This window comes from Porphyrobacter sp. MBR-155, from assembly GCF_040547625.1.
Classification (GTDB): domain Bacteria; phylum Pseudomonadota; class Alphaproteobacteria; order Sphingomonadales; family Sphingomonadaceae; genus Erythrobacter.
Window position 1 is genome coordinate 315,387 of sequence record NZ_JBEPQB010000001.1, and the last position, 24,894, is coordinate 340,280.

At 63.8% G+C, this 24,894-nt stretch carries 33 protein-coding genes; 28 read left to right on the plus strand and 5 right to left on the minus strand.

The features are described from left to right. The first annotated feature begins 5 nt into the window (after window positions 1–5). From rplP to ABIE62_RS01670, 23 genes are all read left to right on the plus strand, one after another. Window positions 6–440, plus strand: coding sequence for a 50S ribosomal protein L16 (rplP, locus tag ABIE62_RS01560; RefSeq protein ID WP_354322952.1), 435 nt, complete (start codon window positions 6–8; stop codon window positions 438–440). Then, entirely contained in the window at window positions 440–652 is a 213-nt protein-coding gene (rpmC, locus tag ABIE62_RS01565; RefSeq protein ID WP_354322954.1) for a 50S ribosomal protein L29, read from the plus strand. The genes rplP and rpmC overlap by 1 nt, the downstream gene beginning before the upstream one ends. A 10-nt stretch (window positions 653–662) precedes the next feature. After that, window positions 663–953 carry a 30S ribosomal protein S17 gene (rpsQ, locus tag ABIE62_RS01570; protein ID WP_354322956.1) on the plus strand — a complete coding sequence of 97 codons (291 nt, stop codon included), beginning with the start codon at window positions 663–665 and terminating at the stop codon, window positions 951–953. Between the two features lie 75 nt (window positions 954–1,028). After that, window positions 1,029–1,397 carry a 50S ribosomal protein L14 gene (gene rplN, locus ABIE62_RS01575; RefSeq protein WP_354322958.1) on the plus strand — a complete coding sequence of 123 codons (369 nt, stop codon included), beginning with the start codon at window positions 1,029–1,031 and terminating at the stop codon, window positions 1,395–1,397. After that, window positions 1,397–1,717, plus strand: a complete 321-nt coding sequence (gene rplX / locus ABIE62_RS01580; protein ID WP_354322959.1) for a 50S ribosomal protein L24 — start codon at window positions 1,397–1,399, stop codon at window positions 1,715–1,717. The genes rplN and rplX overlap by 1 nt, the downstream gene beginning before the upstream one ends. Beyond that, window positions 1,710–2,309, plus strand: coding sequence for a 50S ribosomal protein L5 (gene rplE, locus ABIE62_RS01585; protein WP_354322961.1), 600 nt, complete (start codon window positions 1,710–1,712; stop codon window positions 2,307–2,309). Before rplX ends, rplE begins: the two co-directional genes overlap by 8 nt. A gap of 42 nt (window positions 2,310–2,351) precedes the next feature. Further along, window positions 2,352–2,657 carry a 30S ribosomal protein S14 gene (gene rpsN, locus ABIE62_RS01590; RefSeq protein WP_354322963.1) on the plus strand — a complete coding sequence of 102 codons (306 nt, stop codon included), beginning with the start codon at window positions 2,352–2,354 and terminating at the stop codon, window positions 2,655–2,657. Window positions 2,658–2,667: 10 nt separating this feature from the next. Further along, window positions 2,668–3,063: a 30S ribosomal protein S8 gene (gene rpsH, locus ABIE62_RS01595; RefSeq protein ID WP_354322964.1), complete on the plus strand. Its 396-nt coding sequence runs from the start codon at window positions 2,668–2,670 to the stop codon at window positions 3,061–3,063. Continuing rightward, window positions 3,063–3,596 (plus strand): 50S ribosomal protein L6, encoded by a 534-nt coding sequence (rplF, locus tag ABIE62_RS01600; RefSeq protein ID WP_354322966.1) that lies wholly within the window; start codon window positions 3,063–3,065, stop codon window positions 3,594–3,596. Before rpsH ends, rplF begins: the two co-directional genes overlap by 1 nt. A gap of 1 nt (window position 3,597) precedes the next feature. Next, window positions 3,598–3,942, plus strand: a complete 345-nt coding sequence (gene rplR, locus ABIE62_RS01605; RefSeq protein WP_354322968.1) for a 50S ribosomal protein L18 — start codon at window positions 3,598–3,600, stop codon at window positions 3,940–3,942. A 2-nt stretch (window positions 3,943–3,944) separates the two neighbouring features. After that, window positions 3,945–4,652 carry a 30S ribosomal protein S5 gene (gene rpsE / locus ABIE62_RS01610; RefSeq protein ID WP_354322970.1) on the plus strand — a complete coding sequence of 236 codons (708 nt, stop codon included), beginning with the start codon at window positions 3,945–3,947 and terminating at the stop codon, window positions 4,650–4,652. A gap of 6 nt (window positions 4,653–4,658) precedes the next feature. Beyond that, window positions 4,659–4,835: a 50S ribosomal protein L30 gene (gene rpmD / locus ABIE62_RS01615; protein ID WP_354322972.1), complete on the plus strand. Its 177-nt coding sequence runs from the start codon at window positions 4,659–4,661 to the stop codon at window positions 4,833–4,835. A 140-nt stretch (window positions 4,836–4,975) separates the two neighbouring features. Continuing rightward, window positions 4,976–5,509 (plus strand): 50S ribosomal protein L15, encoded by a 534-nt coding sequence (rplO, locus tag ABIE62_RS01620; protein WP_354322973.1) that lies wholly within the window; start codon window positions 4,976–4,978, stop codon window positions 5,507–5,509. Between the two features lie 185 nt (window positions 5,510–5,694). Further along, window positions 5,695–7,059, plus strand: a complete 1,365-nt coding sequence (gene secY / locus ABIE62_RS01625; RefSeq protein ID WP_354322975.1) for a preprotein translocase subunit SecY — start codon at window positions 5,695–5,697, stop codon at window positions 7,057–7,059. 104 nt (window positions 7,060–7,163) lie between these two features. Beyond that, complete coding sequence (locus tag ABIE62_RS01630; RefSeq protein WP_354322977.1) at window positions 7,164–7,811, plus strand: adenylate kinase; 648 nt, start codon at window positions 7,164–7,166, stop codon at window positions 7,809–7,811. Next, a complete protein-coding gene (locus tag ABIE62_RS01635; protein ID WP_354322979.1) occupies window positions 7,804–8,583 on the plus strand; it encodes an SRPBCC family protein in 780 nt (259 codons plus the stop codon). The genes ABIE62_RS01630 and ABIE62_RS01635 overlap by 8 nt, the downstream gene beginning before the upstream one ends. A 344-nt stretch (window positions 8,584–8,927) precedes the next feature. Next, window positions 8,928–9,296 carry a 30S ribosomal protein S13 gene (gene rpsM, locus ABIE62_RS01640; RefSeq protein WP_354322981.1) on the plus strand — a complete coding sequence of 123 codons (369 nt, stop codon included), beginning with the start codon at window positions 8,928–8,930 and terminating at the stop codon, window positions 9,294–9,296. Window positions 9,297–9,356: 60 nt separating this feature from the next. Continuing rightward, window positions 9,357–9,746 carry a 30S ribosomal protein S11 gene (rpsK, locus tag ABIE62_RS01645; RefSeq protein WP_054118179.1) on the plus strand — a complete coding sequence of 130 codons (390 nt, stop codon included), beginning with the start codon at window positions 9,357–9,359 and terminating at the stop codon, window positions 9,744–9,746. A 126-nt stretch (window positions 9,747–9,872) separates the two neighbouring features. Further along, window positions 9,873–10,928, plus strand: coding sequence for a DNA-directed RNA polymerase subunit alpha (locus tag ABIE62_RS01650; RefSeq protein WP_354322984.1), 1,056 nt, complete (start codon window positions 9,873–9,875; stop codon window positions 10,926–10,928). A 174-nt stretch (window positions 10,929–11,102) separates the two neighbouring features. Further along, window positions 11,103–11,525, plus strand: a complete 423-nt coding sequence (rplQ, locus tag ABIE62_RS01655; protein WP_354322986.1) for a 50S ribosomal protein L17 — start codon at window positions 11,103–11,105, stop codon at window positions 11,523–11,525. A gap of 164 nt (window positions 11,526–11,689) precedes the next feature. Then, the gene (locus tag ABIE62_RS01660) at window positions 11,690–13,060 is read left to right on the plus strand and encodes a serine hydrolase domain-containing protein (protein WP_354322987.1); all 1,371 of its coding nucleotides are present in this window, start codon (window positions 11,690–11,692) and stop codon (window positions 13,058–13,060) included. 139 nt (window positions 13,061–13,199) lie between these two features. Continuing rightward, the gene (locus ABIE62_RS01665) at window positions 13,200–13,733 is read left to right on the plus strand and encodes a hypothetical protein (RefSeq protein WP_354322989.1); all 534 of its coding nucleotides are present in this window, start codon (window positions 13,200–13,202) and stop codon (window positions 13,731–13,733) included. A 172-nt stretch (window positions 13,734–13,905) separates the two neighbouring features. Beyond that, window positions 13,906–14,757, plus strand: a complete 852-nt coding sequence (locus tag ABIE62_RS01670) for a hypothetical protein (RefSeq protein WP_354322991.1) — start codon at window positions 13,906–13,908, stop codon at window positions 14,755–14,757. Between the two features lie 31 nt (window positions 14,758–14,788). On the opposite strand, the gene aroB is transcribed toward ABIE62_RS01670, so the two are convergent. Next, the gene (gene aroB / locus ABIE62_RS01675) at window positions 14,789–15,907 is read right to left on the minus strand and encodes a 3-dehydroquinate synthase (RefSeq protein WP_354322992.1); all 1,119 of its coding nucleotides are present in this window, start codon (window positions 15,905–15,907) and stop codon (window positions 14,789–14,791) included. Then, window positions 15,898–16,479: a shikimate kinase gene (locus ABIE62_RS01680; protein WP_354322994.1), complete on the minus strand. Its 582-nt coding sequence runs from the start codon at window positions 16,477–16,479 to the stop codon at window positions 15,898–15,900. Before ABIE62_RS01680 ends, aroB begins: the two co-directional genes overlap by 10 nt. Window positions 16,480–16,517: 38 nt before the next feature. Here ABIE62_RS01680 and ABIE62_RS01685 point away from each other — a divergent pair, with 38 nt between their 5' ends. The 5 genes from ABIE62_RS01685 (at window position 16,518) to ABIE62_RS01705 (ending at window position 22,049) form a co-directional block, all read left to right on the plus strand. Then, window positions 16,518–16,715, plus strand: a complete 198-nt coding sequence (locus tag ABIE62_RS01685) for a hypothetical protein (protein ID WP_354322995.1) — start codon at window positions 16,518–16,520, stop codon at window positions 16,713–16,715. Next, window positions 16,712–18,640 (plus strand): hypothetical protein, encoded by a 1,929-nt coding sequence (locus ABIE62_RS01690; RefSeq protein ID WP_354322997.1) that lies wholly within the window; start codon window positions 16,712–16,714, stop codon window positions 18,638–18,640. Before ABIE62_RS01685 ends, ABIE62_RS01690 begins: the two co-directional genes overlap by 4 nt. 9 nt (window positions 18,641–18,649) lie before the next feature. Then, entirely contained in the window at window positions 18,650–19,537 is an 888-nt protein-coding gene (locus tag ABIE62_RS01695) for a tyrosine recombinase (protein ID WP_354322998.1), read from the plus strand. Between the two features lie 9 nt (window positions 19,538–19,546). Then, a complete protein-coding gene (locus ABIE62_RS01700) occupies window positions 19,547–20,491 on the plus strand; it encodes an acetyl-CoA carboxylase carboxyltransferase subunit alpha (RefSeq protein WP_354323000.1) in 945 nt (314 codons plus the stop codon). 79 nt (window positions 20,492–20,570) lie between these two features. Further along, on the plus strand, window positions 20,571–22,049 hold the full coding sequence (locus ABIE62_RS01705; RefSeq protein WP_354323001.1) for a M48 family metalloprotease: 1,479 nt from the start codon (window positions 20,571–20,573) through the stop codon (window positions 22,047–22,049). A gap of 95 nt (window positions 22,050–22,144) precedes the next feature. Here ABIE62_RS01705 and ABIE62_RS01710 read toward each other — a convergent pair whose 3' ends face one another. The 3 genes from ABIE62_RS01710 to ABIE62_RS01720 are packed head-to-tail and all read right to left on the minus strand — an operon-like array spanning window position 22,145 to window position 24,873. Then, on the minus strand, window positions 22,145–22,801 hold the full coding sequence (locus tag ABIE62_RS01710; RefSeq protein WP_354323002.1) for a trimeric intracellular cation channel family protein: 657 nt from the start codon (window positions 22,799–22,801) through the stop codon (window positions 22,145–22,147). Next, window positions 22,798–23,490, minus strand: coding sequence for a PepSY domain-containing protein (locus ABIE62_RS01715; protein WP_354323003.1), 693 nt, complete (start codon window positions 23,488–23,490; stop codon window positions 22,798–22,800). Before ABIE62_RS01715 ends, ABIE62_RS01710 begins: the two co-directional genes overlap by 4 nt. A gap of 24 nt (window positions 23,491–23,514) precedes the next feature. Then, window positions 23,515–24,873: an amidase family protein gene (locus ABIE62_RS01720; RefSeq protein ID WP_354323005.1), complete on the minus strand. Its 1,359-nt coding sequence runs from the start codon at window positions 24,871–24,873 to the stop codon at window positions 23,515–23,517. Window positions 24,874–24,894: the final 21 nt, after the last annotated feature.

Genomic DNA, 24,894 nt, shown 5'->3' on the forward strand with positions numbered 1-24,894 from the left:
AGACCATGTTGCAACCGAAAAAACACAAATTCCGCAAGGCTTTCAAGGGCCGGATCAAGGGCGACGCCAAGGGCGGCACCGATCTTAACTTTGGTTCCTACGGCCTCAAGGCGCTGGAGCCTGATCGGCTCACTGCGCGCCAGATCGAAGCTGCGCGCCGTGCGATCACCCGCCACATCCGGCGTCAGGGTCGTCTCTGGATCCGCATCTTCCCCGATGTGCCAGTGTCGAAGAAGCCTGCCGAAGTCCGTCAGGGCAAGGGCAAGGGCTCGGTCGAATATTGGGCCGCGCGGGTAAAGCCGGGCCGGATCCTGTTCGAACTCGATGGCGTTGCCGGCCCGCTCGCGGCTGAAGCGTTCGAGCGCGCAGCGATGAAGCTGCCGATCAAGACCAAGGTTGTCGCCCGTCTGGGTGACACCAGCCACCTGGGAGGCGAATAATGGCCGATATCGCGGACCTTCGCACCAAGACCGATGATCAGCTTTCCGCTGAGCTCACCGAGCTCAAGCGCGAGCAGTATAATCTGCGGTTCCAGGCTGCGACCAACCAGCTCGAAGCCCCGTCGCGTATCCGTCAGGTGCGCCGGAGCATCGCGCAGATCAAGACGCTGCAGAACCAGCGAGCGGCCACCGCCGCCGCTGCGAAGGCTTGAGGAGTAGACAATGCCAAAGCGCATCCTCGTCGGAACCGTCAGCTCCGACAAGACCGACAAGACCGTGACCGTGAAGGTCGAACGCAAGGTGAAGCACCCGCTCTACGGTAAGATCATCCGGCGCTCGAAGAAGTATCACGCGCATGATGAAAACAACGAATTCACCGTGGGTGATGTTGTGCGGATCGAAGAGACCCGTCCGATGTCCAAGACCAAGACCTGGATCGTGAAAGATCGGGTCGTCGCGGGCGGTACGCAGGCGGTTGAGGCTGACCTCGACGTCGCAGCGGCCGGGAACTGAATTAGGCGAAAACGGAACTCCCGGGCCCCAGTCGGATTGGGCGTCCCGGAAAGCCAGTGAGAAGGAACCGGATCAATGATCCAGATGCAATCCAATCTCGACGTCGCGGACAATAGCGGCGCCAAGCGCGTCCAGTGCATTAAGGTGCTGGGCGGGTCGAAGCGTCGGACCGCGTCGGTCGGCGATGTGATCGTCGTCTCCATCAAGGAGGCGCAGCCGCGCACCAAGGTCAAGAAGGGCGATGTTCATCGCGCCGTGATCGTGCGTACCCGCAAGGAAGTGCGTCGTCAGGATGGCACCGTCATCCGTTTCGACAGCAATGCTGCTGTGCTGGTGAATAAGAACGAGGAGCCGATCGGCACTCGTATTTTTGGCCCTGTGGTGCGCGAACTGCGCGGCCGCGGGTTCATGAAGATCATCAGCCTCGCGCCGGAGGTGCTGTAATGTCATCCGCCAAGATCAAGAAGGGCGACAATGTCGTTGTCCTTTCGGGCAAGGACAAGGGGCGCACCGGTACGGTCGCTCAGGTCATGCCCAAGGATAGCAAGATCGTTGTTGACGGCGTCAACATCGCTGCCCGTCACCGCAAGCCGAGCCAGGCCAACCCGCAAGGTGGTATCGACCGGTTCCCGGCCCCGATGCACATCTCGAAGGTCGCTCTGGCTGATCCCAAGGATGGCAAGCCCACCCGCGTCCGGTTTGAAACCAAGGACGGCAAGAAGGTGCGCGTTGCCGTGAAGAGTGGGGAGACCATCAATGACTGATGCCACCTACACGCCGCGGATGAAGGCGAAATACGACGCCGAAATCGTCAAGGCGATGACCGAAAAGTTCGGTTACAAGAACCGTCTCGAAGTCCCGAAGCTCGAAAAGGTCACGCTCAACATGGGTGTGGGCGAAGCGAGCCAGGACAAGAAGAAGGTTCAGATCGCTGCGGAAGAAATGGCGCTGATCGCTGGCCAGAAGCCGGTCATCACCATCGCCAAGAAGTCGATCGCCCAGTTCAAGCTGCGCGAAGGCATGCCGATCGGTTGCAAGGTCACCTTGCGCCGTGAACGCATGTACGAATTTGTCGACCGTCTGGTGACTGTCGCAATGCCGCGCATCCGCGACTTTCGCGGGCTGAATGCGCGTTCGTTCGACGGACGTGGCAATTATGCGATGGGGCTGAAGGAACAGATCGTGTTCCCCGAAATCAGCTACGACAAGATCGAAAAGGTGCGTGGGATGGACATTATCGTCACAACCACCGCCAAGACCGATGAAGAGGCGCGCGAATTGTTGCGTCTGTTCGGCTTCCCTTTCCAGGGTGAAGCCCCGAGCGCGACAACTGGCGAACAGAAGGAGGCGGCGTGAGCCACCTCATGAACGGAACACAAGGCAAGAGAGCTTAAGTCCATGGCGAAACTGAGTTCGATCAACAAGAATGAGCGGCGCAAGAAGCTCGTCAAGCAGTACGCTGCGAAGTACGAGAAGCTGAAGGCGATCGCGAACGACACCTCGCTTGACGAGTCCGAGCGCCTGGTCGCCCGGCTCAAGATGGCGGAGCTTCCGCGCAACGCAAACCCGACCCGGGTGCGCAACCGTTGCGCCACCACCGGCCGCCCGCGCGGCTATTACCGCAAGTTCGGCATCAACCGTATCGAACTGCGTCAACTCGGCAACAGCGGGATGATTCCCGGCCTGACCAAGTCGAGCTGGTGAGGACTGACAGATGGCTATGACCGATCCTCTGGGTGACATGCTCACCCGCATCCGCAACGGCCAGCGCGCGAAGAAGGACTCTGTCCTGACTCCCGCTAGCACCCTGCGTGCAAACGTGCTCGAAGTGCTTCAGCGGGAAGGCTACATCCGTGGCTTTTCCGAAGACAGCTCAGGCAAGCACAAGGCGCTGCGGATTGAACTGAAATATTTCGAAGGCGAGCCTGCGATCAAGCATGTTGCCCGCGTTTCGAAGCCTGGCCGCCGCGTCTATTCGGGCTCGAAAGAGCTGCCGACTGTGCGCAACGGTCTGGGTATCACCATCGTCTCGACACCGCGCGGTGTGCTTTCGGATGCCGAAGCGCGCAACCACAATGTCGGTGGCGAAGTGCTGGCGGAGGTGTTCTGATGAGCCGCATCGGCAAAAAGCCGGTGGCGATCCCTGGCGGGGTCTCGGCCACCATCGAGAATGGCACGCTGAGCGTAAAGGGGCCGAAGGGCACCCAGACGCTGGGGCTGTCCGATCTCATCGACTACAAGGTCGAAGAGAGCGAGATCGTCGTCAAGCCGGCCAATGACAGCAAGCAGGCGCGGGCCTTCTGGGGCATGCAGCGCACTCTGGTGTCGAACCTGGTGGAAGGCGTCAGCGCCGGTTTCACCAAGGTGCTGGTCATCAAGGGCGTCGGCTACCGTGCCAATGCGCAGGGCCGCAATCTGAAGCTGCAGCTTGGCTACAGCCACGATGTCGATCTTCCGGTGCCTGAAGGCCTGGAAGTCAAGACCCCGGACCAGACCACGGTCGAAGTTTCGGGTATCGACAAGCAGGCTGTCGGCCAGTTCGCTGCTGAAATCCGCCGCTGGCGCAAGCCCGAGCCCTACAAGGGCAAGGGGATTGCCTATCGCGGCGAGTATATCTTCCGCAAGGAAGGGAAGAAGAGGTAAGATGGCAAAGCTTTCTCTGTTCGAACGTCGCCGTCGCCGCGTCCGCACTGCGCTGCGTGCGCGTGCTGGTGGCAAGCCGCGTCTGTCGGTGCACCGCACCGGCCGCCACATCTACGCGCAAATCATCGATGATGCCGCTGGCCGCACGGTCGCCGCAGCTTCGACGCTCGGCGTCAAGGTAAGCGGCGCCAATGTCGATGCCGCTGCCGAGGTTGGCAAGGCGATTGCCGATGCTGCCAAGAAGGCGGGTGTGACCACGGTCGTGTTCGACCGCGGCGGATTCCTGTTTCATGGCCGCGTCAAGGCGCTGGCCGATGCCGCCCGTGCAAGTGGGCTGGAGTTCTGATTATGGCTGACGAGAACACCATCGAAACCCCAGCAGTTGCTGTTGAACCCGGCGCTGATGCCGGTGAAGCACAGGGCCGTCGTGGCCGGGGCCGTGGCGGCAACCGTGAAGGCGGTGACCGCGGGCGCGGGCGGGGCGGTCGTGATGACCGTCGCGGCGGCAAGCAGGAAGAAGATGATGGCATCATCGAAAAGCTGGTGCACATCAACCGTGTCTCCAAGACCGTAAAGGGCGGCAAGCGCTTCGGCTTTGCAGCGCTGGTTGTGGTTGGCGACGGTCAGGGCCGCGTCGGCTTTGGCCACGGCAAGGCCCGCGAAGTGCCCGAAGCGATCACCAAGGCGACCGCTGCGGCGCGCAAGAAGATGATCCGCGTTCCTTTGAAGGAAGGCCGCACGCTTCACCATGACGGCAATGGCCGGTTCGGTGCGGGCAAGGTGACTTTGCGCACTGCGCCGGCGGGGACTGGCATCATCGCCGGTGGCCCGATGCGCGCCGTGTTCGAAAGCCTGGGCGTTGCGGACGTGGTGACCAAGTCGGTCGGCTCTTCAAACCCCTACAACATGATCCGCGCCACCTTTGACGCGCTGACCGAGCAGACTTCGCCGAAGTCGGTGGCTCAGCGGCGCGGCAAGAAGGTTGCCGACCTTCTGGGTCGCGGCGGATCGAGTGCAGCTGAGGCGGAAGCCGATGCTGCCGCGATTGTGGAGTAAACAGGCATGGCAACCATCAAGATCAAGCAGATCGGTTCGCCGATCCGTCGTCCTGAAAGCCAGCGCAAGATCCTGATCGGTCTTGGGCTGAACAAGATGCACAAGATCGTCGAGCGCCAGGATACTCCTGAAGTTCGCGGCGCGATCGCCAAGATCCCGCATCTGGTTCAGGTGGTCGACTAAGATATGTGGCGGGGAGGAGTTCGTCCTCCCCCGTCATCCCGGCGAAGGCCGGGATCCAGGGGGCAAGCGCGTCCTCCCTGCGGCAGAGCTAACATCAGGCCCCAGCTTTCGCTGGGGTAAACTTCAGCGAGTGCACGACTATGAAACTGAATGACATCCGCGACAATGCCGGCGCCCGCAAGGGCCGTACGCGTGTCGGCCGTGGTATCGGCTCGGGCAAGGGCAAGACCTCCGGGCGCGGTCAGAAGGGCCAGAAGAGCCGTTCGGGCGTTGCCGTAAAGGGTTTTGAAGGCGGCCAGATGCCGCTCCACATGCGCCTGCCAAAGCGCGGTTTCAACAATCCCTTCGCCAAGGACTATGCCGAGGTGAACATTGGCATGATCCAGAAGTTCATCGACGCGGGCAAGCTCGATGCCAAGGCCACCATCACCGAAGCCGCTCTGCGCGCTGCTGGTCTGGTGCGCGATGGCAAGGATGGCGTGCGGCTGCTGGGCAAGGGTGCAATCACCACCAAGGCGACCTTCGCTGTAACCGGCGCGACCAAGGGCGCGATTGCTGCGGTCGAAGCTGCTGGTGGCAAGGTTGAAGTGGCCCCGGCCCCGACACCCGAGCACGAAAAGAAGCTCGCCCGCCGCGACGCGAACAGGGCTGCAAAGGCCGCGGCGGCAAAGTAATCGACGAAATGCTGAGCGCGGGGGTTCGACAACAGCCCCCGCGCTCCCTATTTACGTGTCCGCGCGCTGCGCTGCATTCCCAAAGGGATTGCGACTGGCGCAACACCGGCGCGCAGGAGATGGCCCGATCGGCGGCACCATTCGGTGGCGACCAGCGGGCGATGAGCTAGGATCGACGAGACGACATGGCATCACGCGCCGACAATATCGCGAGCAATCTGAACCTCGGCAACTTTGCCAAGGCCACTGAGCTCAAGCAACGCATCTGGTTCACCCTCGGGGCGTTGATCGTTTTCCGTTTCCTCAGCTTTGTGCCGCTGCCCGGCGTCAACCCGCTGATCCTGAGCGATCTGTACGAACAGACGCGCGGCGGGATTCTTGACCTGTTCAACGCCTTTTCGGGCGGCAGCCTTGAACGCATGAGCCTGATTGCGCTCGGCGTGATGCCCTATATCACCGCGTCGATCGTGGTGCAGATGGCCTCTGCGCTGCATCCCACGCTGGCGGCGTTGAAAAAGGAAGGTGCGAGCGGACGGCAGAAACTGAACCAGTACACGCGCTATGGCACGGTGTTCCTGTGTGCCATTCAGGGGTATTTCCTCGCTGTCGGCCTCGAAAGTTTCGCCTCGCAGAGCGATCTCGCGGCGGTGGTCAACCCCGGATACCTGTTCCGCATTGGCGCTGTCGTCAGTCTGGTCGGCGGCACCATGTTCCTGTTGTGGCTGGGCGAACAGATCACCAGTCGCGGCATTGGCAACGGCATCTCGCTGATCATCATGGCGGGCATCGTCGCCCAGTTTCCGAGCTTTGCGACCAACCTGTTCGAAGGCGGGCGGACGGGATCGATCGCGCCGGTTGTCATTATCGGCTTCATTGCGATGGTCGTGGTGTTGATCCTGCTGATCTCGTTTGTCGAGCGCGCCCAGCGCCGACTGTTGATCCAGTATCCCAAACGCGCGACCCAGCGCGGGATGATGCAGGCTGACCGTTCGCACTTGCCGCTCAAGATCAATACCGCAGGTGTGATTCCGCCGATTTTTGCCAGTTCACTGCTGCTCTTGCCGCTGACAATTTCGCAGTTTGCGGGCAATTCGGTCGATACCGAAAGCACGTTCGGCAATGTGATCGTGACACTGAACCAGTATCTCGCGCATGGGCAGCCGCTCTATATGGGGCTGTATGGAATCGGGATCATCTTCTTCTGTTTCTTCTACACCGCGGTGGTGTTCAACCCGGAAGAAACGGCGGATAATCTCAAGAAGAATGGCGGCTTCATACCCGGCATTCGTCCGGGCAAGCGCACCGCTGATTACCTTGAATATGTGCTCACCCGGATAACGGTGGTCGGCGCGATTTACCTGACGGTTGTCTGTGTGGTGCCCGAATACATGATTGCCCAGACCGGCATCCCCTTGTTCCTTGGCGGCACCAGCCTGCTGATTGTGGTGAACGTGACGGTGGATACCATCAGCCAGGTTCAATCGCATCTGCTGGCGCATCAATACGGCGATCTGATCAAGAAGGCGAAGCTCAAGGGGCGGATGCGCTGATATCGGGCGCAAGTTGACTTGACGCGCCCGGGATCATCGGTGAACCCGCAAGTCTGCAATAGTGCCACCGGCGCGCAAGTCGGGGCGACAATGGGGAACGGTTTGTGAATATCATTCTTCTTGGCCCTCCCGGTGCCGGCAAAGGCACGCAAAGCGCCGGGCTTGTTGAACGCCACGCCATGCGCCAGCTTTCAACCGGAGATATGCTGCGCGCGGCGGTCAAGGCCGGGACGCCTGTGGGCCTGAAGGCCAAGGCGGTGATGGAGCGCGGTGAGCTGGTGTCGGACGAAATCGTGTCCGACCTGATTGACGTCGAACTTGCCGCAATGGCTCCGGAAACCGGGGTCATTTTTGATGGCTACCCGCGCACGGCCGCGCAGGCCGATGCACTGGATGGGATTCTGGCGCGCAATGGCCGCACGCTCGACCGCGTGATCGAGCTTGAGGTTGACGAAGAAGCACTGGTGGAGCGCATCACGGGCCGCTTTTCCTGCGGCAATTGCGGCGCGCTGTATCACGACGTTGCCAACCCGCCGTCAATACCGGGCGTGTGCGACGTCTGTGGCAGCACCGAATTCAAGCGCCGGCCGGATGATAATGAAGAAACCGTGCGGATGCGGATGCAGGAATATCGCGCCAAGACCGCGCCAATCCTGCCCGGCTATGAAGCGCGAGGGATCGTCACCCGGGTTGACGGCATGGCCGCAATCGACACGGTTGCCGATCAGATCGACGCGATCCTTCGTGGCTGAGGCGGGCGGGGTGTCGATCAAACAGGCGCTTCGTGGTGCGACACTGGCCGCAGCCGCGCTGGCCCTATCAGCGCCTGCCGCTGCCGAATTGACTCAGACGAGCGACAGCGGCTTCGTATCGCGCCACGAAGTGGTGGTCGATGCCACCCCCAAAGACGTGTGGCTCGCGCTGATTTCCCCTGCGGGATGGTGGCGTTCTGAACATACCTGGTCGGGCGAAGCGGTGAATTTGATGCTCACCCCGCAGGCGGGCGGATGCTTTTGCGAGACGATCCCCGAGGTGGATGAGCCGGATCGCTTCACGCTGCAAGGCAGTGTCGAACATATGCGGGTGATCCAGGCCTATCCTGAACGGGCGCTGCGGATGCAGGGCGCGCTTGGCCCGCTGCAGAGCGAGCCGGTGATCGGCATCCTCACCATCGCGATCGGCGAAGTCGAAGAAGGCACCCGGATCGTGTGGGAATATAATGTCGGCGGCACAATGCGCTTTGAAGTGCCGGTGATTGCCAAGGCGGTCGACGCGGTGATGGGCGCGCAGTTGGGTGCACTCGCTGCGTTGCTGGGGCCAGTGACAGAGCAAGTTGCTGATGAGGCCGCCTCGGCCGGACAGAAGAGCGCAGAGCCCGCTGAAGATTCCAGCTCCGATAGCGAAAGCGACGCGGCACCGGATGCGCCGCCAAAGGATGCCACCGCGCCGAAGCCCGAAGCCGAGCGGAAACCGGCTACGGTTGATGATGCATTCGGCGATCTCAGCAGCGATCCAGCAGTCTGATCCGGCCGCGCGCGCGTAGAGCAGCGTGCTGAAAAGTGGGAACCGGTTTTCAGCTTTTCACGATGCGACAACAAAGGCTAGAGTGGGCGGCCTGCGTCAGATTTAACGCAGCCCGCTCTTGTGGTTGACGGCCCGCGCGAATCATCCTATGCGCCGCCCTCATTCGAAAGGTTCGAACCAGGTTCGGCAGGCATCGCCATTGCGCGTGCCGACCGAATTTTTGCTGTTTGCGATCCTGCACCGTGCAGATCGTAGGGGGCAAGTGGCCAGTAGAATGATTGAGCGTTGAGATAGGGGGAGGCCGCCCAAATGTGGTCAAGCCCCTGTGGAGCATGGAGAAATAAGTGGCTCGTATTGCCGGGGTCAATATCCCCACCAACAAGCGCGTAATCATCGCGCTCACCTATATTCACGGAATTGGCCGCACCACGGCTCTCCGGATCGTTGAAAAGCTGGGCATTGCGCACAGCGCGCGTGTGCAGGACCTCACCGACGAGGAAGTGCTGCGGATCCGTGAAACCATCGATTCCGATTTCGCCGTAGAAGGCGACCTGCGTCGCCAGACTGCGATGAATATCAAGCGGCTGATGGATTTGCGCGCCTATCGCGGCCTGCGTCATCGTAGCGGTCTGCCCGTTCGCGGTCAGCGCACTCACACCAACGCCCGCACCCGCAAGGGTAAGGCCAAGCCCATCGCGGGCAAGAAGAAGTAAGCTGGCGGCCTTTTGAGGCTGAACGCTTTTTCCTTCTGACGAGCTAGAGGACAGAAAACGATGGCACGCGAACCAGGCCGTATTCGGCGTCGTGACAAAAAGAATATCAGCAGCGGCGTTGCGCATATCAACGCCAGCTTCAACAACACCATGATCACCATCACCGATGCGCAGGGCAATGCGATCAGCTGGTCCAGCGCCGGGGCGATGGGGTTCAAGGGCAGCCGCAAGTCGACGCCCTATGCCGCGCAGGTGGCAGCCGATGATGCGGGCAAGAAAGCCGCCGAACACGGCGTGCGCACGCTTGAGGTTGAAGTGAAGGGCCCGGGTTCGGGTCGTGAAAGCGCGCTTCGCGGCCTTGCCGCTGTGGGCTTTAACATCACCTCGATCCGCGATGTGACTCCGATCCCGCACAACGGGGTTCGTCCGTCCAAGCGCCGTCGCGTCTGATCCGCCGGGATGGTGGCGGCAGATCGTGCCGTCGCCGCCCGAACGGGCCTGATGCCGCGTGACGTCCAGCGCATCTGGCCCGCCTAGAATGTGAACCGCCCGACAACGGCGAATTAGGGGAAATCCATGTCCGTCAACACGAAGAACTGGCAGGAACTCAAGAAACCCAACACCCTCGAAATCAAGGATGGCGGTGACCGCACGCGCAAGGTGACTTTCGTTGCCGAACCGCTTGAGCGTGGTTTTGGCCTGACCCTTGGCAACGCGCTGCGGCGCGTGCTGCTCTCCAGCCTTCAGGGTGCGGCGATCACCTCGATCAAGATCGAGAACGTGTTGCACGAATTTTCGTCGCTTGCCGGCGTGCGGGAAGATGTCACCGACATCGTTCTGAACGTGAAGCAGATCGCGCTGAAGATGGAAGGCGAAGGCCCCAAGCGTTTGCAGCTTTCGGCCACTGGCCCGGGCGCGGTGAAGGCGGGCGATATTGCCGTTAGCGGCGATATCGAGGTGATGAACAAGGATCTGGTGATCTGCCAGCTCGATGAAGGCGCGACGCTCAACATGGAGCTGACCGCTGATATCGGCAAGGGCTACGCGCCCGCTGTGCAGAACCGTCCGGTCGATGCGCCGATCGGGTTGATCCCGGTCGACTCGCTCTATTCGCCGGTGCGCCAGGTGAGCTACAAGGTTGAAAGCGCCCGCGTTGGGCAGGAACTCGATTACGACAAGCTCAGCCTCACCGTCGAAACCGATGGCACTGTCACCCCTGAAGACGCCGTGGCCTTTGCCGCGCGCATCCTGCAGGATCAGCTGACGCTGTTCGTCCACTTCGAAGATGGCATTCCGCAGCCAACCGGCACCATGATCGGCCATGCGGTGCAGCCCGAAGAAAGCGACGCCAACCAGCTCAACCGTTACCTGCTCAAGAAGGTGGACGAGTTGGAACTGTCGGTGCGTTCGGCCAACTGTCTCAAGAACGACAACATCATCTATATCGGCGATCTGGTTCAGAAAACCGAAGCCGAGATGCTGCGCACGCCGAACTTTGGCCGCAAGTCCTTGAACGAGATCAAGGAAGTGCTGTCCAGCATGGGTCTGCGCCTCGGCATGGACATCCCCGGCTGGCCGCCTGAGAACATCGAGGAAATGGCCAAGAAGCTCGAACAAGAGCTGTTGGGCTAAACAGAGGCGAGTCCCCGCGCAGGCGGGGACCTCCAACCGCTGGCAATTCGCTAGCGGGTTGAGGCTCCCGCCTTCGCGGGAGCGCACAGAAAGACGGGCGAAGGTGACGGCCCGCAACGGTCACCGGGATGGAGCTACCTCGCACGGGCTCTTTACGAACGAAGGATAGATACAATGCGTCATGGTATTTCAGGCCGTAAGCTGGGCCGCAAGACGGGCCATCGAAACGCCCTGTTCCGCAACATGGCGGCCGCGCTGATCAAGCACGAGCAGATCAAGACCACGCTGCCCAAGGCCAAGGAACTGCGCCCCTATCTCGAAAAGCTGATCACGCTGGCCAAGCGCGGCGGGCTTTCGAACCGTCGCTTGGCGATGGCGCGTCTGGGTGACGAAACCCAGCTCAAGAAGCTGTTTGAAGTGCTGGCCGAGCGTTATTCTGATCGCGAAGGCGGCTACACCCGCGTGCTGCGCGCCGGGGTGCGTGCAGGCGATGCGGTGCAGATGGCGATCATCGAACTGGTTGACCGTGACGAATCGGCCCGCGGTCAGGACAGCGGCCCGGTTCAGGCCGATGAGTACGAAGGCGAAGACGCGTAAACACATTGGCGATTCCCCGCGCAGGCGGGGAACTGGTGCATCTTCGGCTGAGATTCCCGCCTTCGCGGGGAATCGCGCAAGGATCAAAGGGCCGGGGCGCAAACGCTTCCGGCCCTTTTCTTTTGCGCTCTTTCATTTTCGTGGCCGCGTGGCATGACAGGGGGATGAGAACCCTGATCCTTGCCGCCGCAACCGCCGCAACCGCCCTTGCCACACCGCTTTCGGCACAAAGCCAGCAGGAGCGCCTCGACGCGCGCTACGACCGCGCGCTCGCGGCGGGCTACAAAGCGCTGATGCTGTGCAGCGCGATTGCCCATGCCGAAGCCAACGGCACTGCGCGCACGCCTGAAAGCGTTCATGAATGGGAGCTGGCGGGGATTCAGGCACCGCTGGATGATGTGGTGCGTGATCTCGATTATCAATTATTGCGTCACGCCAATGGCACGATTGAACGCGTCAGCGTGGTTTGGGATGAGGAAGCCGAACCGCGCTTTGCGATACACCTTGATGATGATCGCGGATGCGCGCTCAGCCCGATTGGCGGGGCTTTCAACCTTTATGGCCGCCCCGCCAATCCGCCCGCAAACCGGGCGCGCAGTGTGGCGCGTGTTACCGCAGCGCCTGCCGCACTGGAGCCTGCGTTCACAGGAGCCTTTGCGGGACGCTATGGAGAGGGCGTGCGAACGACGGCGGTGCTCGTGCGGCGCAATGGTGATATTATTGCCGAGCGTTACGTGACCGGCTTTGATCCGGCGACGCCGCAACGCACGTGGTCTGTTGCCAAAAGCCTTGCGGCAACCGTGATCGGTGCTGCGGTCCAGCGCGGCGATGTGGACGTGACGAGTTCCGCAGGGCTCGGCTTTGCCAAAGGCGATCCGCGCCGCGCAATTACCATCGATCACCTGCTGCGCATGACCTCGGGCCGCTATTCCGACACGCCCGGCAACCGCACCGACCCGATCTATTGGGGCGGGGCTTCGGTGCGCGAACGCGCGTTGCAATGGCCGCTGATCCATTCACCGGGCACTGTCTATCGCTACGCCAATAATGACACGCTTGCTGCAATTCAGGCGATTGGAAAAAGCCTTTCCGCGCATCCGCCAGCGGAACTGCTCGCAGATCTTGGCATGGCCCACACCGTCGCCGAAACCGATTGGCGGGGGAGCTACATCCTCTCGTCACAGGTCTGGACGACGGCGCGCGATCTGGCGCGCTTCGGCCAGCTCTATCTCAACGACGGCAAACTGCCAGATGGCACCCGCATCCTGCCCGAAGGCTGGGTGCAATATGTCTCCTCCCCCTCCGGCCCGCAGCCCGATGGGCCGTTCGGCTATGGCGCGGGGTTCTGGTTGATGAACGCATCTGACGGCGTGCCGCATGATACCTTCGCGGCTTTCGGCAATCGCGGGCAATATGTCGTGATCGTGCCGAGCCGCGACGTGGTGATCGTGCGACGGGGCGAAGATCCGGTGGGTGCCCGCTTTGACATCGCTGCCTTTACCCGCGACGTGCTGGCCGCGCTTGAGGCCGAGTAGGCGCTATCGTTCATGCAATTTGGTCTTTAGATTAACAAAACCTGCCAGGGCAATTCAGCTTCATCTCAGTGCGAATCGGTCAGATTGATCCTCGACACCCCCGCAATCGTGCGCGCGGTGCCAGACGAGGATAGATGCGATGACCACCAAGACCAACCGGCTGGCCTCCGGCACATGGGCCCGGATTTCGCTCGGCGCGGTCGCTGCCACTGCGCTGACTGCGGCCACTGCCACGCCTGCGATGGCGGATGATTACCGCGACCGTGGGGGCATCGGCGCGGGCGAGATTATTGCAGGCGCCGTGGTGATCGGCGGGATCGCGGCGCTCGCCGGGGCCTTTGATGGCGATCGGAATGACCGCCGCTATGCCTATCGCGACCGCGACTATCGCGGCGGATACGGTGGCAGCGCTAACCCGCGCGCCGCAGTGGAACGCTGCGTCAGGGCGGCAGAAAATCAGGCGCGGCGCTTTGGCGGCTATCGCTATGCCGATGTGGTCGACGTGCGCGATGTTGATCGCACCCGCAACGGGTTCCGGGTCAAGGGCCGGATTGCAGTGGAAGGCTCGCCGCGTTGGGGTGGTCGCCGCAGCGACCGCGGCAACTTCACCTGCCACATTGATGGACGCGGCGCGCCGCAGGTCAATTTCAGCGGGGTTCGGGGGCTGCGCTGATCCGCTTTCAGCTCGTCCCCCTTTCAGCGAGCTGTTCTGGTCGTCCCGCCTCGTGCAACGCAAGGCGGGGCGGCTTGTGCATTCGGTTCAGCCCAGCGCAAGCCTTGCACGGTTAGTCTGACGCCTTCAGGGTGATTGGTGGTCGCCCGCGCATCAACAGGAGAGAGCATCAATGGCTCTGAAAATCCACGTATTGGCGCTGGCTGGCGCGCTGGCAGGCACCACCATCCTTGCTGCCCCGGCTACGGCGGCTGAATTGCCTCGCGCACAGATCAATCTGGGCGCTGTGTCCGCTGCGTTTGATCACAGCCGGTTTGATCCGGCCTCTGTCACCGCCGATTACCGCTGCCGGTGGGGCTGCCGCCGTGGGCATCGTGGAGGACACTTTCGCGGGGGGCACGGGCGCAACCGCATCGGCGGCGGCGATGTGCTGATCGGTGCGGCAATTATCGGTGGGGCGATTGCCATCGCCAATGCGAACAACCGCCGCAATCGTGACCGCGACCGCGATGTTGTGATCGTCGAACGCGATGCGGATGATCCCAATTATAACCCGCGTTATCAGGAACGCCGTAACGATAATCGCCGCGCAGCACCGCGCGGCACGGGTTCGTCAGGGCTCGACAGTGCGGTTGATCAGTGCCTGACCCGGATTGAACGCGACGTGCGGGTTGATAGCGTCGATAATGTTCAACGCACTGGCGCAGGCTGGCTGGTCAGCGGCGCGCTGTTCAACGGTTCTGGCTTTCAGTGCCGGATCGGCAATAATGGCCAGATCGACGGGATCGATTATAGCGGCGGTTTTTCCAGCGCTGCGCCTGCAATCGATAGTGACCGTGCCGAAGGGCAGTGGAGCGAACAGCGCTATGCCGATGCGCGGCTCGCGATGGGCGGGATGGCGCAGCCACAGGCGGTTGCACCGTCAGCGCCCACCACACCGGTCGTTGCTGGCCCCATGCCGGCCTATCCGGGCGGGCCGATTCCCGGTGAGGAAATCCCTGAAACCATCGACGGCGATTTGTAGGCGTTAAGGCCAACAGGTTCTGATCCTTGGATCAGGTGTGCAATTCGGCGTCCAGAAACGCGGCGATGTCGACCAGGTCGACATCGCGCGCCACGTAAGCATTACCAATGGCGCGCAGCAGCAGGAACGGCAGGGTGGTGCCTTCCGCTTTCTTGTCGTGGCGCATATGATCGACCAGCCGCGCGCCATCACAGCTGAGGGCGAGGGCGGGGAGGTGCGCAGGCAATCCCGCCGCCGCTATCGCGCCTGCTGCGCGCTCGGCATCCGCCGCTGAAATCTCCCCCCGCCGCGCCGAATAGCGCGCGGCCAATGCCATGCCGAGCGCCACCGCTTCGCCGTGCAGCAGTGCCTGCGAAAACCCCGTTTCCGCCTCCAGCGCATGGCCGAAAGTGTGGCCGAGATTGAGCAGCGCGCGGCGATCCAGCGTCTCGCGTTCATCTGCGGCGACAATTGCGGCTTTCATTGCGATACTGGTGGCGATGGCGTGTTCGAGCGCGGCTGGTTCACGCGCCAGCACCGCAGCCCCGTTGGCCTCCAGCCAATCGAAAAACGCTGCATCGCCCAGCAACCCGTATTTCAGCACCTCGGCATAACCGGCGCGCATTTCGCGTTCCGGCAGGGTGGCGAGCACCAGCGGATCGATCAGCACCAGCGCGGGCTGATGGAACGCGCCGATCAGGTTCTTGCCCGCGGCGGTGTTGATCGCGGTCTTGCCGCCCACCGACGAATCAACCTGCGCCAGCAACGTCGTGGGGATCTGCACGAAGCCGCAGCCGCGCTTGGCAATCGCGCAGGCAAAGCCGACCAGATCGCCCACCACCCCGCCGCCCAATGCGAACACGTTGTCTGATCGGGTAATGCCCAAAGCCAGCAGCCAATCGCACAGCGCCTCCAGCACCGCCCAGCTTTTGGCGTCCTCCCCCGGCGCAACCACGAACCATTCGGCGGTGAAACCATGCGCGGCCAGATCAGCCTCGATCCCGGCGGCATAGAGGCGGTGGGTGTTCTGATCGGCAACGAACGGCACCTTGCGCCCGCCGGCATAGCTCGCCAGCAACCGCGCCGCTGCCGTGCCAATCCGGCCCAGCAGGCCCGGTTCAATCACCACATCATAGGCGCGGCCCGCCAGTGCCACGGGAATTACAGCCATTGGTCTATCGCCTCGATAATCGCGCGCGCGGTTTCGGCGTGGGGGCCGTTCTCGCTCATGATGCGGATGGGAGCCTCGCCATAGAAGGGCGCGCGCGTTGCGGCTAGCCGGGTCAGGATTTCGCGCGGATCGCCGCTGTTCAGCAGGGGCCGGGTGTCGCGCCGCGCGGTGCGTTCCACCAGCGTATCAATGTCGCAGTCAATCCACACCGCGATCCCGCGTTCAAGAATCGCCGCGCGGGTGTCGGGATCGATAAACGCACCGCCGCCGGTGGCGATTACCCCGTGGCCTTCGTCGATCAGCCGCGCGATCACGCGGCGTTCACCGTCGCGGAAATGCGCTTCGCCAAAGGTTTCGAAGATTTCGGGGATGGAACGCCCGGCGGCCTCCACAATGGCTTCGTCAGCGTCGATGAAACTGCGCTGCAGCAGGCTTGCCAACTTGCGGCCCACGGTGGATTTGCCCACGCCCATCAGCCCCACCAGCACCACCGGACGGGTGATGCGCGCGGCGATCGCGGCGAAATCCGGGGCGGCGATATCCTGTTCGCGTTTGGGCGGTGTTCCGATCATTGCCGCATGGCCTATAGATGGGCTAGGGCGGGCGCAATATGGCAAACCAGCGTCGCCCGCTTACGTCACTGCACGGTCTTCCCGATGCGCCTGCGCGCCAGCGCGGGCCGATGCGTTGGCTGTGGATCGCGGGCGTGGTGATAGCAGCCGCGCTGGTGCTCGCCTGGATCGATGGCGGCGAACAGGCGCTGCGACCGATTGCCGAACAGATCGAACTGCCGGAGCAGCCGCAATGAAGCCCACGCGCAACCGTTTGGGAATGGCAGCCAGCGTGCTGGCGCTGGGGCTGGCAGGCGCGATCGGCGGCGCGGGATTGGCGGGCTTTGCAGCGGCGCAGCAGCGGCCCGAATCGATCCTGCCGCCGGGGTTTGACGATCCCACGCCTGCCCCGCCGCCGCGTCCTGCGCCTGCGCCAACACCGACGCCGGGGACAACGCCCGCGCCGCCTGCAACCGGGCCTGCCGCGCTGCCGGGAATGCCCGCGCCGTCAACCGCCCCATTTAATCCTGCCGCCCTGCCGCCGCTGCCTTCGATCACCCGCGATGAACTGGCCCGGTTGCCGAGCCTCGATAAGCTCGAATCCATGTCGACCGAGGAGCTGGATCAGCTGCTCGGCCTCAAATCCAAATCCGATATTCTGCCCGGTGCGCGCCGCGCCTTGACCCGTGTGGGCGTGTTGGCGAGCGACGAAGGCGGTCTGCCCCCGGTGGCGCTGGCCAAGCAGCCCGCGGCACTGGTGCGCGCCGCGCTGGCAGGCACCAAAGGCCCGCTGGTGTCGCGCTGGGGGCATATTCTGCTGCGCCGCGCGCTGGTGAGCCGCCTCGCACCGCCGCAGGGGATGGACGCGGTGGAGTTCGCCGCGTTGCGGGCGCGGGCTCTCAACGGGATGGGCGAATATGCGCTCACCCGCGCGCTGGTGCAGGATATTGATACCGCCGACTGGTCGACCGATCTGACTTCGGAAGCGCTGATTGCCTATCTGGCGAGCGGCGATGTTACCGGCGCTTGCCCTTCGGTGCGCTTGCAAGGCTCGGTGCGCGAAGATGGCGAATGGCAGATGCTCCAGGCGATCTGCAATGCCTATGCCGGGGAAAGCGCGCTCGCCGCAGCGCAGCTTGACCGGGCGCTGGGTCGCGGCATCGCCCCGCGCATTGATGTGCTGCTGGCACGGCGGTTTGCCGGTGCAGCGGGCCGGGGCCAACGCGCGGTCGAGATCGAATGGGACGGCGTGGAAGAACTGGCCCCGTGGCGCTTTGCGTTGGCGACGGCGTTGGGGGAGCCTGTGCCTGAAGACCTGCTCAATAGCGCGCTTACCGCACGCGGCGGGGCCTATTACGCGCGTTCCGGCGCGTTACTGCCGATGCTGCCCGCGGTTCAGCGCGCGCGCTTTGCCGGGCGCGCCGCGCGCGAGGGCATATTGTCGTCCGATGCGATGGTTGACCTCTATTCCGAAGTCTATGCCGATCCGGCAGCTACCGGCGATGCCGCGCAAAACGCCGCCACTCTGCGCGAAGCCTATCTTGCGGCGGAACCATCCACGCGGATTGCGGCGATGCAGCAGCTGTGGGGGGCGGGCAATGCGCTGGGCGGGGGTGATGGCTACGGCGCGCGGGTGCTGACTGCCTATGCCGCCGCGCGCATTCCCGCCGATGCGGCGCTGGCCGATGAAGCAGGCGATCTGATTGCGGCGATGCTGACCGCCGGGCTGGATCGTGATGCCCTGGCATGGCGCGGCGTCGTCGAAGATGGCTCGCTGGGCTGGGCGCTGATCGTGCTGAGTGCGCCGCGCAGCAACGGCGTGGGGCAGGGCGCGGTGGAAAGTTTCATCAGTGATGATGACAGTACAGGATCGCGCAAATCGGCGTTTCTGGTGGCCGGGCTGGCCGGGCTTGGACGGCTGAACGCAGGTGACTCGCGCGCGCTGTCCGATAAGCTGGGCATTGATCTGGCGCGGCAGACCCGCTGGAGCCGCGCGATTGCGCGCGCTGCCGAGGTGGGCAACCCCGCTTTGGTGGCGCTGCTTGCCGGGTTGGGGATGCAGGGGTCAAGCTGGCAGCAGATGACCCCGCTGCACCTGTTCCACATCACCTCGGCGCTGAACCGCGTCGGGATGGGAGCCGAGGCCCGGATGATCGCCGCCGAGGCCGTGGCGCGCGGCTGAGACCGGCTGGTGTCCGCCGCGACTGAAGCCTTCCTCGCCATGCTTGCCGCTGAACGCGGGGCGGCGGCGAATACGCTGGCCGCCTATCGCCGCGATCTTGGCGGGGCAGAGGAAGCGATCGGCGATCTCGCCGCCGCGCCGCGCGATGCGGTGGCCAGCCTTGCCGGGGAATGGGCCGCGCTCGCCCCGGCGAGCGTCGCGCGCAAGGCATCGGCATTGCGGCAATTTTTCGGCTTTGCAGCGGATGAAGGGTGGCGGCGCGATGATCCATCGGGCGCGCTGCCTTCGCCGCGCACCCGCCGCCCGTTGCCCAAGGTGATGGGGCACGATTCCATTGCTGCGCTGTTCGCCCGCGCCGAGGAGGAAGCGGCGGGCGATGATCCCAAGGCGGTGAGGCAATTGGCGTTGATCGAACTGCTCTATGGTTCGGGCCTGCGCGCCACCGAGTTGGTGGCGCTGCCGCTGGTGGCGGTGCCGCGCGATGCGCCATTCCTCACCATCACCGGAAAGGGCGGGGCGACCCGGCTGGTGCCGGTTGGTGCGCGCGCGCTGGAGGCGCTGGCGCGCTGGGTGGCGCTGCGCCCGGCGGTGCCCGCCTCGCGCTACCTGTTCCCCTCCCGCACCGGGCAGCATCTCAGCCGGATGCGGTTGTTCCAGCTGATCAAGGGGCTGGCGGCGCGCGCCGGGCTTGATCCCGCCGCCATCAGCCCGCACGTGCTGCGCCACGCCTTTGCGACCCACCTGCTGGAAGGCGGGGCCGATCTGCGCGTGCTGCAAACGCTGCTGGGCCACGCCGATATTTCGACCACGCAGATTTACACCCACGTCGATGCCGCGCGGCTGGTTGCGCTGGTCAATTCCTGTCACCCGCTTGCCACGAAGCCCGCATCAGACTAGCGCCGTCGCATGATTTCACACCTCGATTTCGAGAAGCCGGTTGCCGCGCTTGAAGAACGCATTGATCAGCTGCGCGGTGTTGACGCATTGCATGATGTCGATGTGGCAAGCGAGATTGCCCGGCTCGAAGCCAAAAGCACCGAATTGCTCGCCAGTACCTATGCCTCGCTAACCCCGTGGCAGAAGACGCAGGTCGCCCGCCATCCGCAGCGCCCGCATTTTCACGATTATGTCGCCCATGCCTTCAGCGATTTTGTGCCCTTGGGCGGGGATCGTCTGTATGGCGATGATCAGGCGATCATGGGCGGGTTCGCGCGGCTGAACGGCCGCCGGGTGATGTTGATCGGCCACGAAAAAGGCAACGACACCCAGAGCCGGATCAAGCACAATTTCGGGATGGGCAAGCCCGAAGGCTATCGCAAGGCGATCCGGTTGATGGAGCTGGCGGGGCGATTCGGGCTGCCGGTGGTGACGCTGGTCGATACATCGGGCGCATTTCCGGGGATCGAGGCGGAAGAGCGCGGGCAGGCCGAAGCCATCGCCCGTTCGACCGAGGCCTGTCTGGCGCTCCCCGTGCCGATGGTGGCGGTAATTGTGGGCGAAGGCGGTTCGGGCGGCGCGGTGGCGCTGGCAGCGGCCAACCGGGTGCTGATGCTGGAACACGCGGTCTATTCGGTGATCTCGCCCGAAGGTTGCGCGTCGATCCTGTGGCGCACATCGGACAAGGCGGCAGATGCAGCGCAGGCGATGAAGGTCACCGCGCAGCATCTCAAACGCGACGGCGTGATCGACCGCATCGTCAAGGAACCACTTGGCGGGGCGCAGCGCGATCCGGCGGCGGCGGCGCGGCTTCTTGGCGCGGCCTTGACCGAAGAACTTGATCTGCTGTCGAGCAAGAGCGCCAAGGCGCTGATCGCCGCGCGTGAGGAACGCTTTCTCGGCATTGGCGGATAGCACGCCTGCCTCAGGGGTTTGCGCCGCGCCGCTTTGGCGGTAGGCTGTCAGCGGGTATTATCCACGGGGAGAGCCGAACATGACACGAATCGCACGCAGTATCCTTGCATTAGGTGCGGCGCCGCTGGCGTTGGCGGGATGCGTGGGTGGCGGCACAATACCGTCAGCCTCAACCCCGATCACCCCGACTGAAGCCCAGCAGGGCGCGGAATTTCACCCGCAACTGCTGAACGAATTCGGCGGCGCGATGACGGGTTCTCATGCGCTCTATGTCGAGCAGGTGGGCAAGAATATCGCGGTGCAATCGGGCCTTGGCAACGCGCGCGAAAGCTTCACCGTCAGCCTGCTCAATTCGCCTGTCAACAATGCCTTCGCGGTGCCGGGCGGCTATATCTACACCACCCGCCAGCTGGTGACGTTGATGAACAACGAAGCCGAACTGGCGGCCGTGCTGGGACACGAAGTCGGCCACGTCGCCGCGCGCCATTCGCAGCGCCGCCAGCAGACGGCGCAGCGCAATTCGATCCTTGGGGTGCTGGGCGCGATCGGCAGTGCGGTGCTGCTGGGTGATACCGGATTGGGCGATTCGCTGTCGCGCACCTTTATGCAAGGCTCGCAGCTTCTGACGCTGAAGTTTTCGCGCACGCAGGAATTGCAGGCGGATGATCTGGGGATCGAATACCTGACCAAGGCGGGATATGACCGCCGCGCGATGGGCACCGTGCTGGCGAGCCTCGCGGCGCAAAACACGCTTGATGCGCAGCTGCAAGGCCGCAATGCGAGCGTGCCGACATGGGCCTCAACCCACCCCGACCCGGCCAGCCGGGTGCAAAGCGCGCTGGCCAAAGCTGGCCCGGCTACTGGCGGAACGACCAATCGTGATACCTTCCTCACGCGCATTAATGGCCTGCTTTATGGCGATGATCCTGCGCAGGGCCTGATCGAAGGCAGCCGGTTCATTCACCCTGAACTGCGCTTTTCGTTCACCGCGCCGCAGGGGTTCTACATGGTCAACGGCACCCGCGCGGTCAGCATCCAGGGGCAGGGCGGGCAGGCGCAGATGACGCTGGCACCCTATGCTGGCAATCTGGAAACCTATGTGCGTCAGCAGTTCACCGCGCTGGGCGGAAAGGACAGCACGCTCGCGCCCGCGCAGATGCAGCGCACCACGGTCAACGGCTTGCCCGCAGCCTATGGCATTGCGCGGGTCAATAATGGCAATTCGCAAGTGGATGTGACGGTATTCGCGTATGAATTTGCGCGCGACCGAGCCTATCACTTCACCACCATCACGCCTGCTGGGCAAGGGGGGCAAGCGGCGACGTTTAACGCAATGTTCCAATCCATGCGGCGGATCACGCAGGCTGAGGCGAGCAGCGTGGTGCCCAAGAAATTGCAGGTCGTCACTGTCGCGCGCGGGGACACTGTTGCAAGCCTTGCACGGCGAATGGCCTATCCCACGGCGCAGGTGGAGCGCTTCCGGGTGCTCAACGCGCTTGGCGGCAGCGAAGGCGTGACACCGGGGCAGAAGGTCAAGATCGTGGTGAACGGGCGTTAGAGTGAGTCCTTACCAGCGCGCTGAGATGCTGACGCATCACGCGCTGGGAATGCTCAAGCGCCGCACGGGCTTAACCAATATGCGATGAGCAAGGCTCATCGCGTATTGGTATTGGCCTTTTCCCTCTCCCCATAGCTCGGCAGGCCCCATTCCCAGCGGATTGCGGCTGCGCGCAAGGCAAAGCCGCAGATGAACCCTGCGCCCCAGACCCATTCCTTGGGCACGCCCAGCAGCGGGGCTGCGATCATGCCTGCCACCGTCAGCACCGAGGTTAGCGCGGCCGCGGTGACGTAGAGTTCGGGCTGCATGATGATCGACGGGCGGCCTGCCACCACATCGCGGATGATCCCGCCGACGCAGCCGGTGATGATCCCCATTAACGCCGCAGGCACAGGCGGCACGCCGTAAGCCAGCGCCTTGGCACTGCCGAGCACCGCATAGGCGGCCAGCCCCGCGCCGTCAGCATAGGCGAACAGCTTGCCCTCCCACCAACGCACCGGGGTGAACCACGCGATCAGCGCCGTTGCAAGGCACACCGCCGCCACCCACGCATCGCCAATCCAGAACACCGGCGCGCCGATCAGCAGATCGCGCACCGTGCCGCCGCCGACGCCGGTGACGAGTGCGAAAAAGCCCATGGTGACAAAGGTCTGCCGCAGCCGCGCCGCGAGCACCGCGCCCGACAGCGCGAACACCGCAATCCCGGCGATATCGAGCAGATCGAGAATCGGGGTGAGGACAGCGGGGGTCATGCCGCAGCCCGCCGTGCGCGGCGGCGGCGGAACATCAGTGTGGTGCCGATCAGCGCCCCGGTGAGCGAGAGCGCCGCGAACAGGATCAGGATCGGGTGGCTGGTGTCCTCCCGTTCCGACAGGTCCATGATGTGCAGGCCCCAGGCAATATCGAACGCCCGCCACCACCGCGTGCGCACCGCCTCAACCTCGCCGGTATCGCGCCCGACATAGATATTGGTGCCGTCATTCAGCGCCACCTGCCACACCGCAATCGGGCGGCGGAAATCGAACGGGGTGCGGTCAGCGGGGAACAGCGTGACGCGCGCAGGCCTGTCACCGCCCACGATCCGCTTTGCCACCAGCGCGCGCGCGGCGGCGGCATCAAGTGGGGGAAGCGGCGCTCCGCTGGCGAAATCGATCCGGTTGACCGCGCCATCCAACGTGGTGAGGATCGCCACGGCGCGGCCATCCTGCATGGTCACGCGCATATCTTTCAACGCGGCATCGGGCGCGGCGAGCGTGCTGCCGGGGATGACCAGCGGCGCAGGCGGCACTTCGCGGCGCAGATGATCGCCGCGCACCTGTTCGATCGGCCGCGCCACCATCAACAGCCCGGTGGCGAGCCACATGACGATGGGCACCCCGACCAGCCAGCCGAGCCAGATGTGCCATTTCGCCAGAGTGCGCATGAAGGGTTTGCGTGCCATGCCTTGCGCCATGGCGAACCTGCATCAACCGTGCAAGATCTGACCGATGGCCGCTGCTGCGGCGATGCAATCAAGGTCGCTCCAGCGCGGGCCGATCACCTGCATTCCGCACGGCAGGTTAGCGCCCAGATAGCTGCCGCTGCCGATGGGCAGCACGGTGACGGGCAGGCCGGGGAAGGTCGCCAGCCCGGCCCAGGCGAGCGCATTGCCGCCGGGTTCCTCAGCGCCGTTGATGGTAAGCGTGCCGCGAAACACGGGTTTGTCGCTATGCGGCACGGCCAGCACCGGCGCGGGCGGGGCGAGGACGAAGTCGTAGGTTTCGAACAGAGCTTCCCACTGCGCCATGTTGGCGGCCTGCGCGTCCATCAGATCGAACCAGTCGGTTGCACTCGCACGCTTGCCATCGGGCGCAGGCGCGCCGCGCGCCATCGCCACGTTCATCATCTTGAGATAGTGGCGGTATTGCTGCGACTGATCGGGAACAAGGTCGCTCTCACGCTCGATCACCACACCAGCGCGGGTGAGGGCTTCCAGCGCCGCCTCGGTCGGCTGCATCACACTGGCATCGACCGGCGCGTTCGGCAGCGCGGTGATTGCGAGCAAGCGGCAATCCTTCAGCCGCTTGGCCCGGCGGCGCAGCGGCACCTCCGCGCCCACTTCGGTCAGCACCGCCAGATCATCAGGGTTGCGCGCCAAGGGGCCAGCGATCGACAAGGCCCCATCATGCGCGGCGATAAAGCCATCGCGGCGCGACATGGCGGGGTGATCATGCCCATGCTTGGGGATGAGGCCCCACGTGGTCTTGTGCCCCCAAACGCCGCAGAAATGCGCTGGCACCCGCACCGATCCGCCGATGTCGGTGCCATAATCGCACGGCACCATCCCGCTCGCCACAGCGGCCGCTGCGCCGCCCGATGATCCGCCGGGGGAGCGTTCGGCGTTGTGCGGGTTGGAGGTGCGGCCATAGACGGGGTTAAAGCTTTGCCAATCGGTGAGGTCTACCGGCACGTTGGTCTTGCCGATAATCACCGCGCCCGCCGCCTTCAACCGCCGCACTAGCCAGGCATCGCGCGGGGCGATCTGATCCTTGTAACGCGGGTGCCCCCAGGTGGTCGGCAGGCCCGCGATGTCAAAGCTTTCCTTGATCGTCATCGGCACGCCGAACAGCGGTTGATCGGCGCGCGGGCCGTGTTTGTCCATCGCCTTGGCGGTGTCGTAAGCGCGCGCAAAATCCGGAACCGCCAGCGCATCAATGCTGCTGTCGTATTTCTCGACCCGCGTGATCGCCGCATCCACCGCCTCGGCAACGCTGAGTGTTCCCGCCCGGATCGCAGCAGCCGTTTCCAGCGCGCCGGGTTTGTCGGTCAATTGCGGATAGGCCATGGGTGAAATTTCTCCTCGGCT

Coding starts and splice junctions, on each gene's coding strand:
- rplP (WP_354322952.1), top strand. CDS start 6: ATGTTGCAACCGAAAAAACACAAATTCCGCAAGGCTTTCAAGGGCCGG.
- rpmC (WP_354322954.1), top strand. CDS start 440: ATGGCCGATATCGCGGACCTTCGCACCAAGACCGATGATCAGCTTTCC.
- rpsQ (WP_354322956.1), top strand. CDS start 663: ATGCCAAAGCGCATCCTCGTCGGAACCGTCAGCTCCGACAAGACCGAC.
- rplN (WP_354322958.1), top strand. CDS start 1,029: ATGATCCAGATGCAATCCAATCTCGACGTCGCGGACAATAGCGGCGCC.
- rplX (WP_354322959.1), top strand. CDS start 1,397: ATGTCATCCGCCAAGATCAAGAAGGGCGACAATGTCGTTGTCCTTTCG.
- rplE (WP_354322961.1), top strand. CDS start 1,710: ATGACTGATGCCACCTACACGCCGCGGATGAAGGCGAAATACGACGCC.
- rpsN (WP_354322963.1), top strand. CDS start 2,352: ATGGCGAAACTGAGTTCGATCAACAAGAATGAGCGGCGCAAGAAGCTC.
- rpsH (WP_354322964.1), top strand. CDS start 2,668: ATGGCTATGACCGATCCTCTGGGTGACATGCTCACCCGCATCCGCAAC.
- rplF (WP_354322966.1), top strand. CDS start 3,063: ATGAGCCGCATCGGCAAAAAGCCGGTGGCGATCCCTGGCGGGGTCTCG.
- rplR (WP_354322968.1), top strand. CDS start 3,598: ATGGCAAAGCTTTCTCTGTTCGAACGTCGCCGTCGCCGCGTCCGCACT.
- rpsE (WP_354322970.1), top strand. CDS start 3,945: ATGGCTGACGAGAACACCATCGAAACCCCAGCAGTTGCTGTTGAACCC.
- rpmD (WP_354322972.1), top strand. CDS start 4,659: ATGGCAACCATCAAGATCAAGCAGATCGGTTCGCCGATCCGTCGTCCT.
- rplO (WP_354322973.1), top strand. CDS start 4,976: ATGAAACTGAATGACATCCGCGACAATGCCGGCGCCCGCAAGGGCCGT.
- secY (WP_354322975.1), top strand. CDS start 5,695: ATGGCATCACGCGCCGACAATATCGCGAGCAATCTGAACCTCGGCAAC.
- rpsK (WP_054118179.1), top strand. CDS start 9,357: ATGGCACGCGAACCAGGCCGTATTCGGCGTCGTGACAAAAAGAATATC.
- ABIE62_RS01650 (WP_354322984.1), top strand. CDS start 9,873: ATGTCCGTCAACACGAAGAACTGGCAGGAACTCAAGAAACCCAACACC.
- rplQ (WP_354322986.1), top strand. CDS start 11,103: ATGCGTCATGGTATTTCAGGCCGTAAGCTGGGCCGCAAGACGGGCCAT.
- ABIE62_RS01660 (WP_354322987.1), top strand. CDS start 11,690: ATGAGAACCCTGATCCTTGCCGCCGCAACCGCCGCAACCGCCCTTGCC.
- ABIE62_RS01665 (WP_354322989.1), top strand. CDS start 13,200: ATGACCACCAAGACCAACCGGCTGGCCTCCGGCACATGGGCCCGGATT.
- ABIE62_RS01670 (WP_354322991.1), top strand. CDS start 13,906: ATGGCTCTGAAAATCCACGTATTGGCGCTGGCTGGCGCGCTGGCAGGC.
- aroB (WP_354322992.1), bottom strand. CDS start 15,907: ATGGCTGTAATTCCCGTGGCACTGGCGGGCCGCGCCTATGATGTGGTG.
- ABIE62_RS01680 (WP_354322994.1), bottom strand. CDS start 16,479: ATGATCGGAACACCGCCCAAACGCGAACAGGATATCGCCGCCCCGGAT.
- ABIE62_RS01685 (WP_354322995.1), top strand. CDS start 16,518: ATGGCAAACCAGCGTCGCCCGCTTACGTCACTGCACGGTCTTCCCGAT.
- ABIE62_RS01690 (WP_354322997.1), top strand. CDS start 16,712: ATGAAGCCCACGCGCAACCGTTTGGGAATGGCAGCCAGCGTGCTGGCG.
- ABIE62_RS01700 (WP_354323000.1), top strand. CDS start 19,547: ATGATTTCACACCTCGATTTCGAGAAGCCGGTTGCCGCGCTTGAAGAA.
- ABIE62_RS01705 (WP_354323001.1), top strand. CDS start 20,571: ATGACACGAATCGCACGCAGTATCCTTGCATTAGGTGCGGCGCCGCTG.
- ABIE62_RS01710 (WP_354323002.1), bottom strand. CDS start 22,801: ATGACCCCCGCTGTCCTCACCCCGATTCTCGATCTGCTCGATATCGCC.
- ABIE62_RS01715 (WP_354323003.1), bottom strand. CDS start 23,490: ATGGCACGCAAACCCTTCATGCGCACTCTGGCGAAATGGCACATCTGG.
- ABIE62_RS01720 (WP_354323005.1), bottom strand. CDS start 24,873: ATGGCCTATCCGCAATTGACCGACAAACCCGGCGCGCTGGAAACGGCT.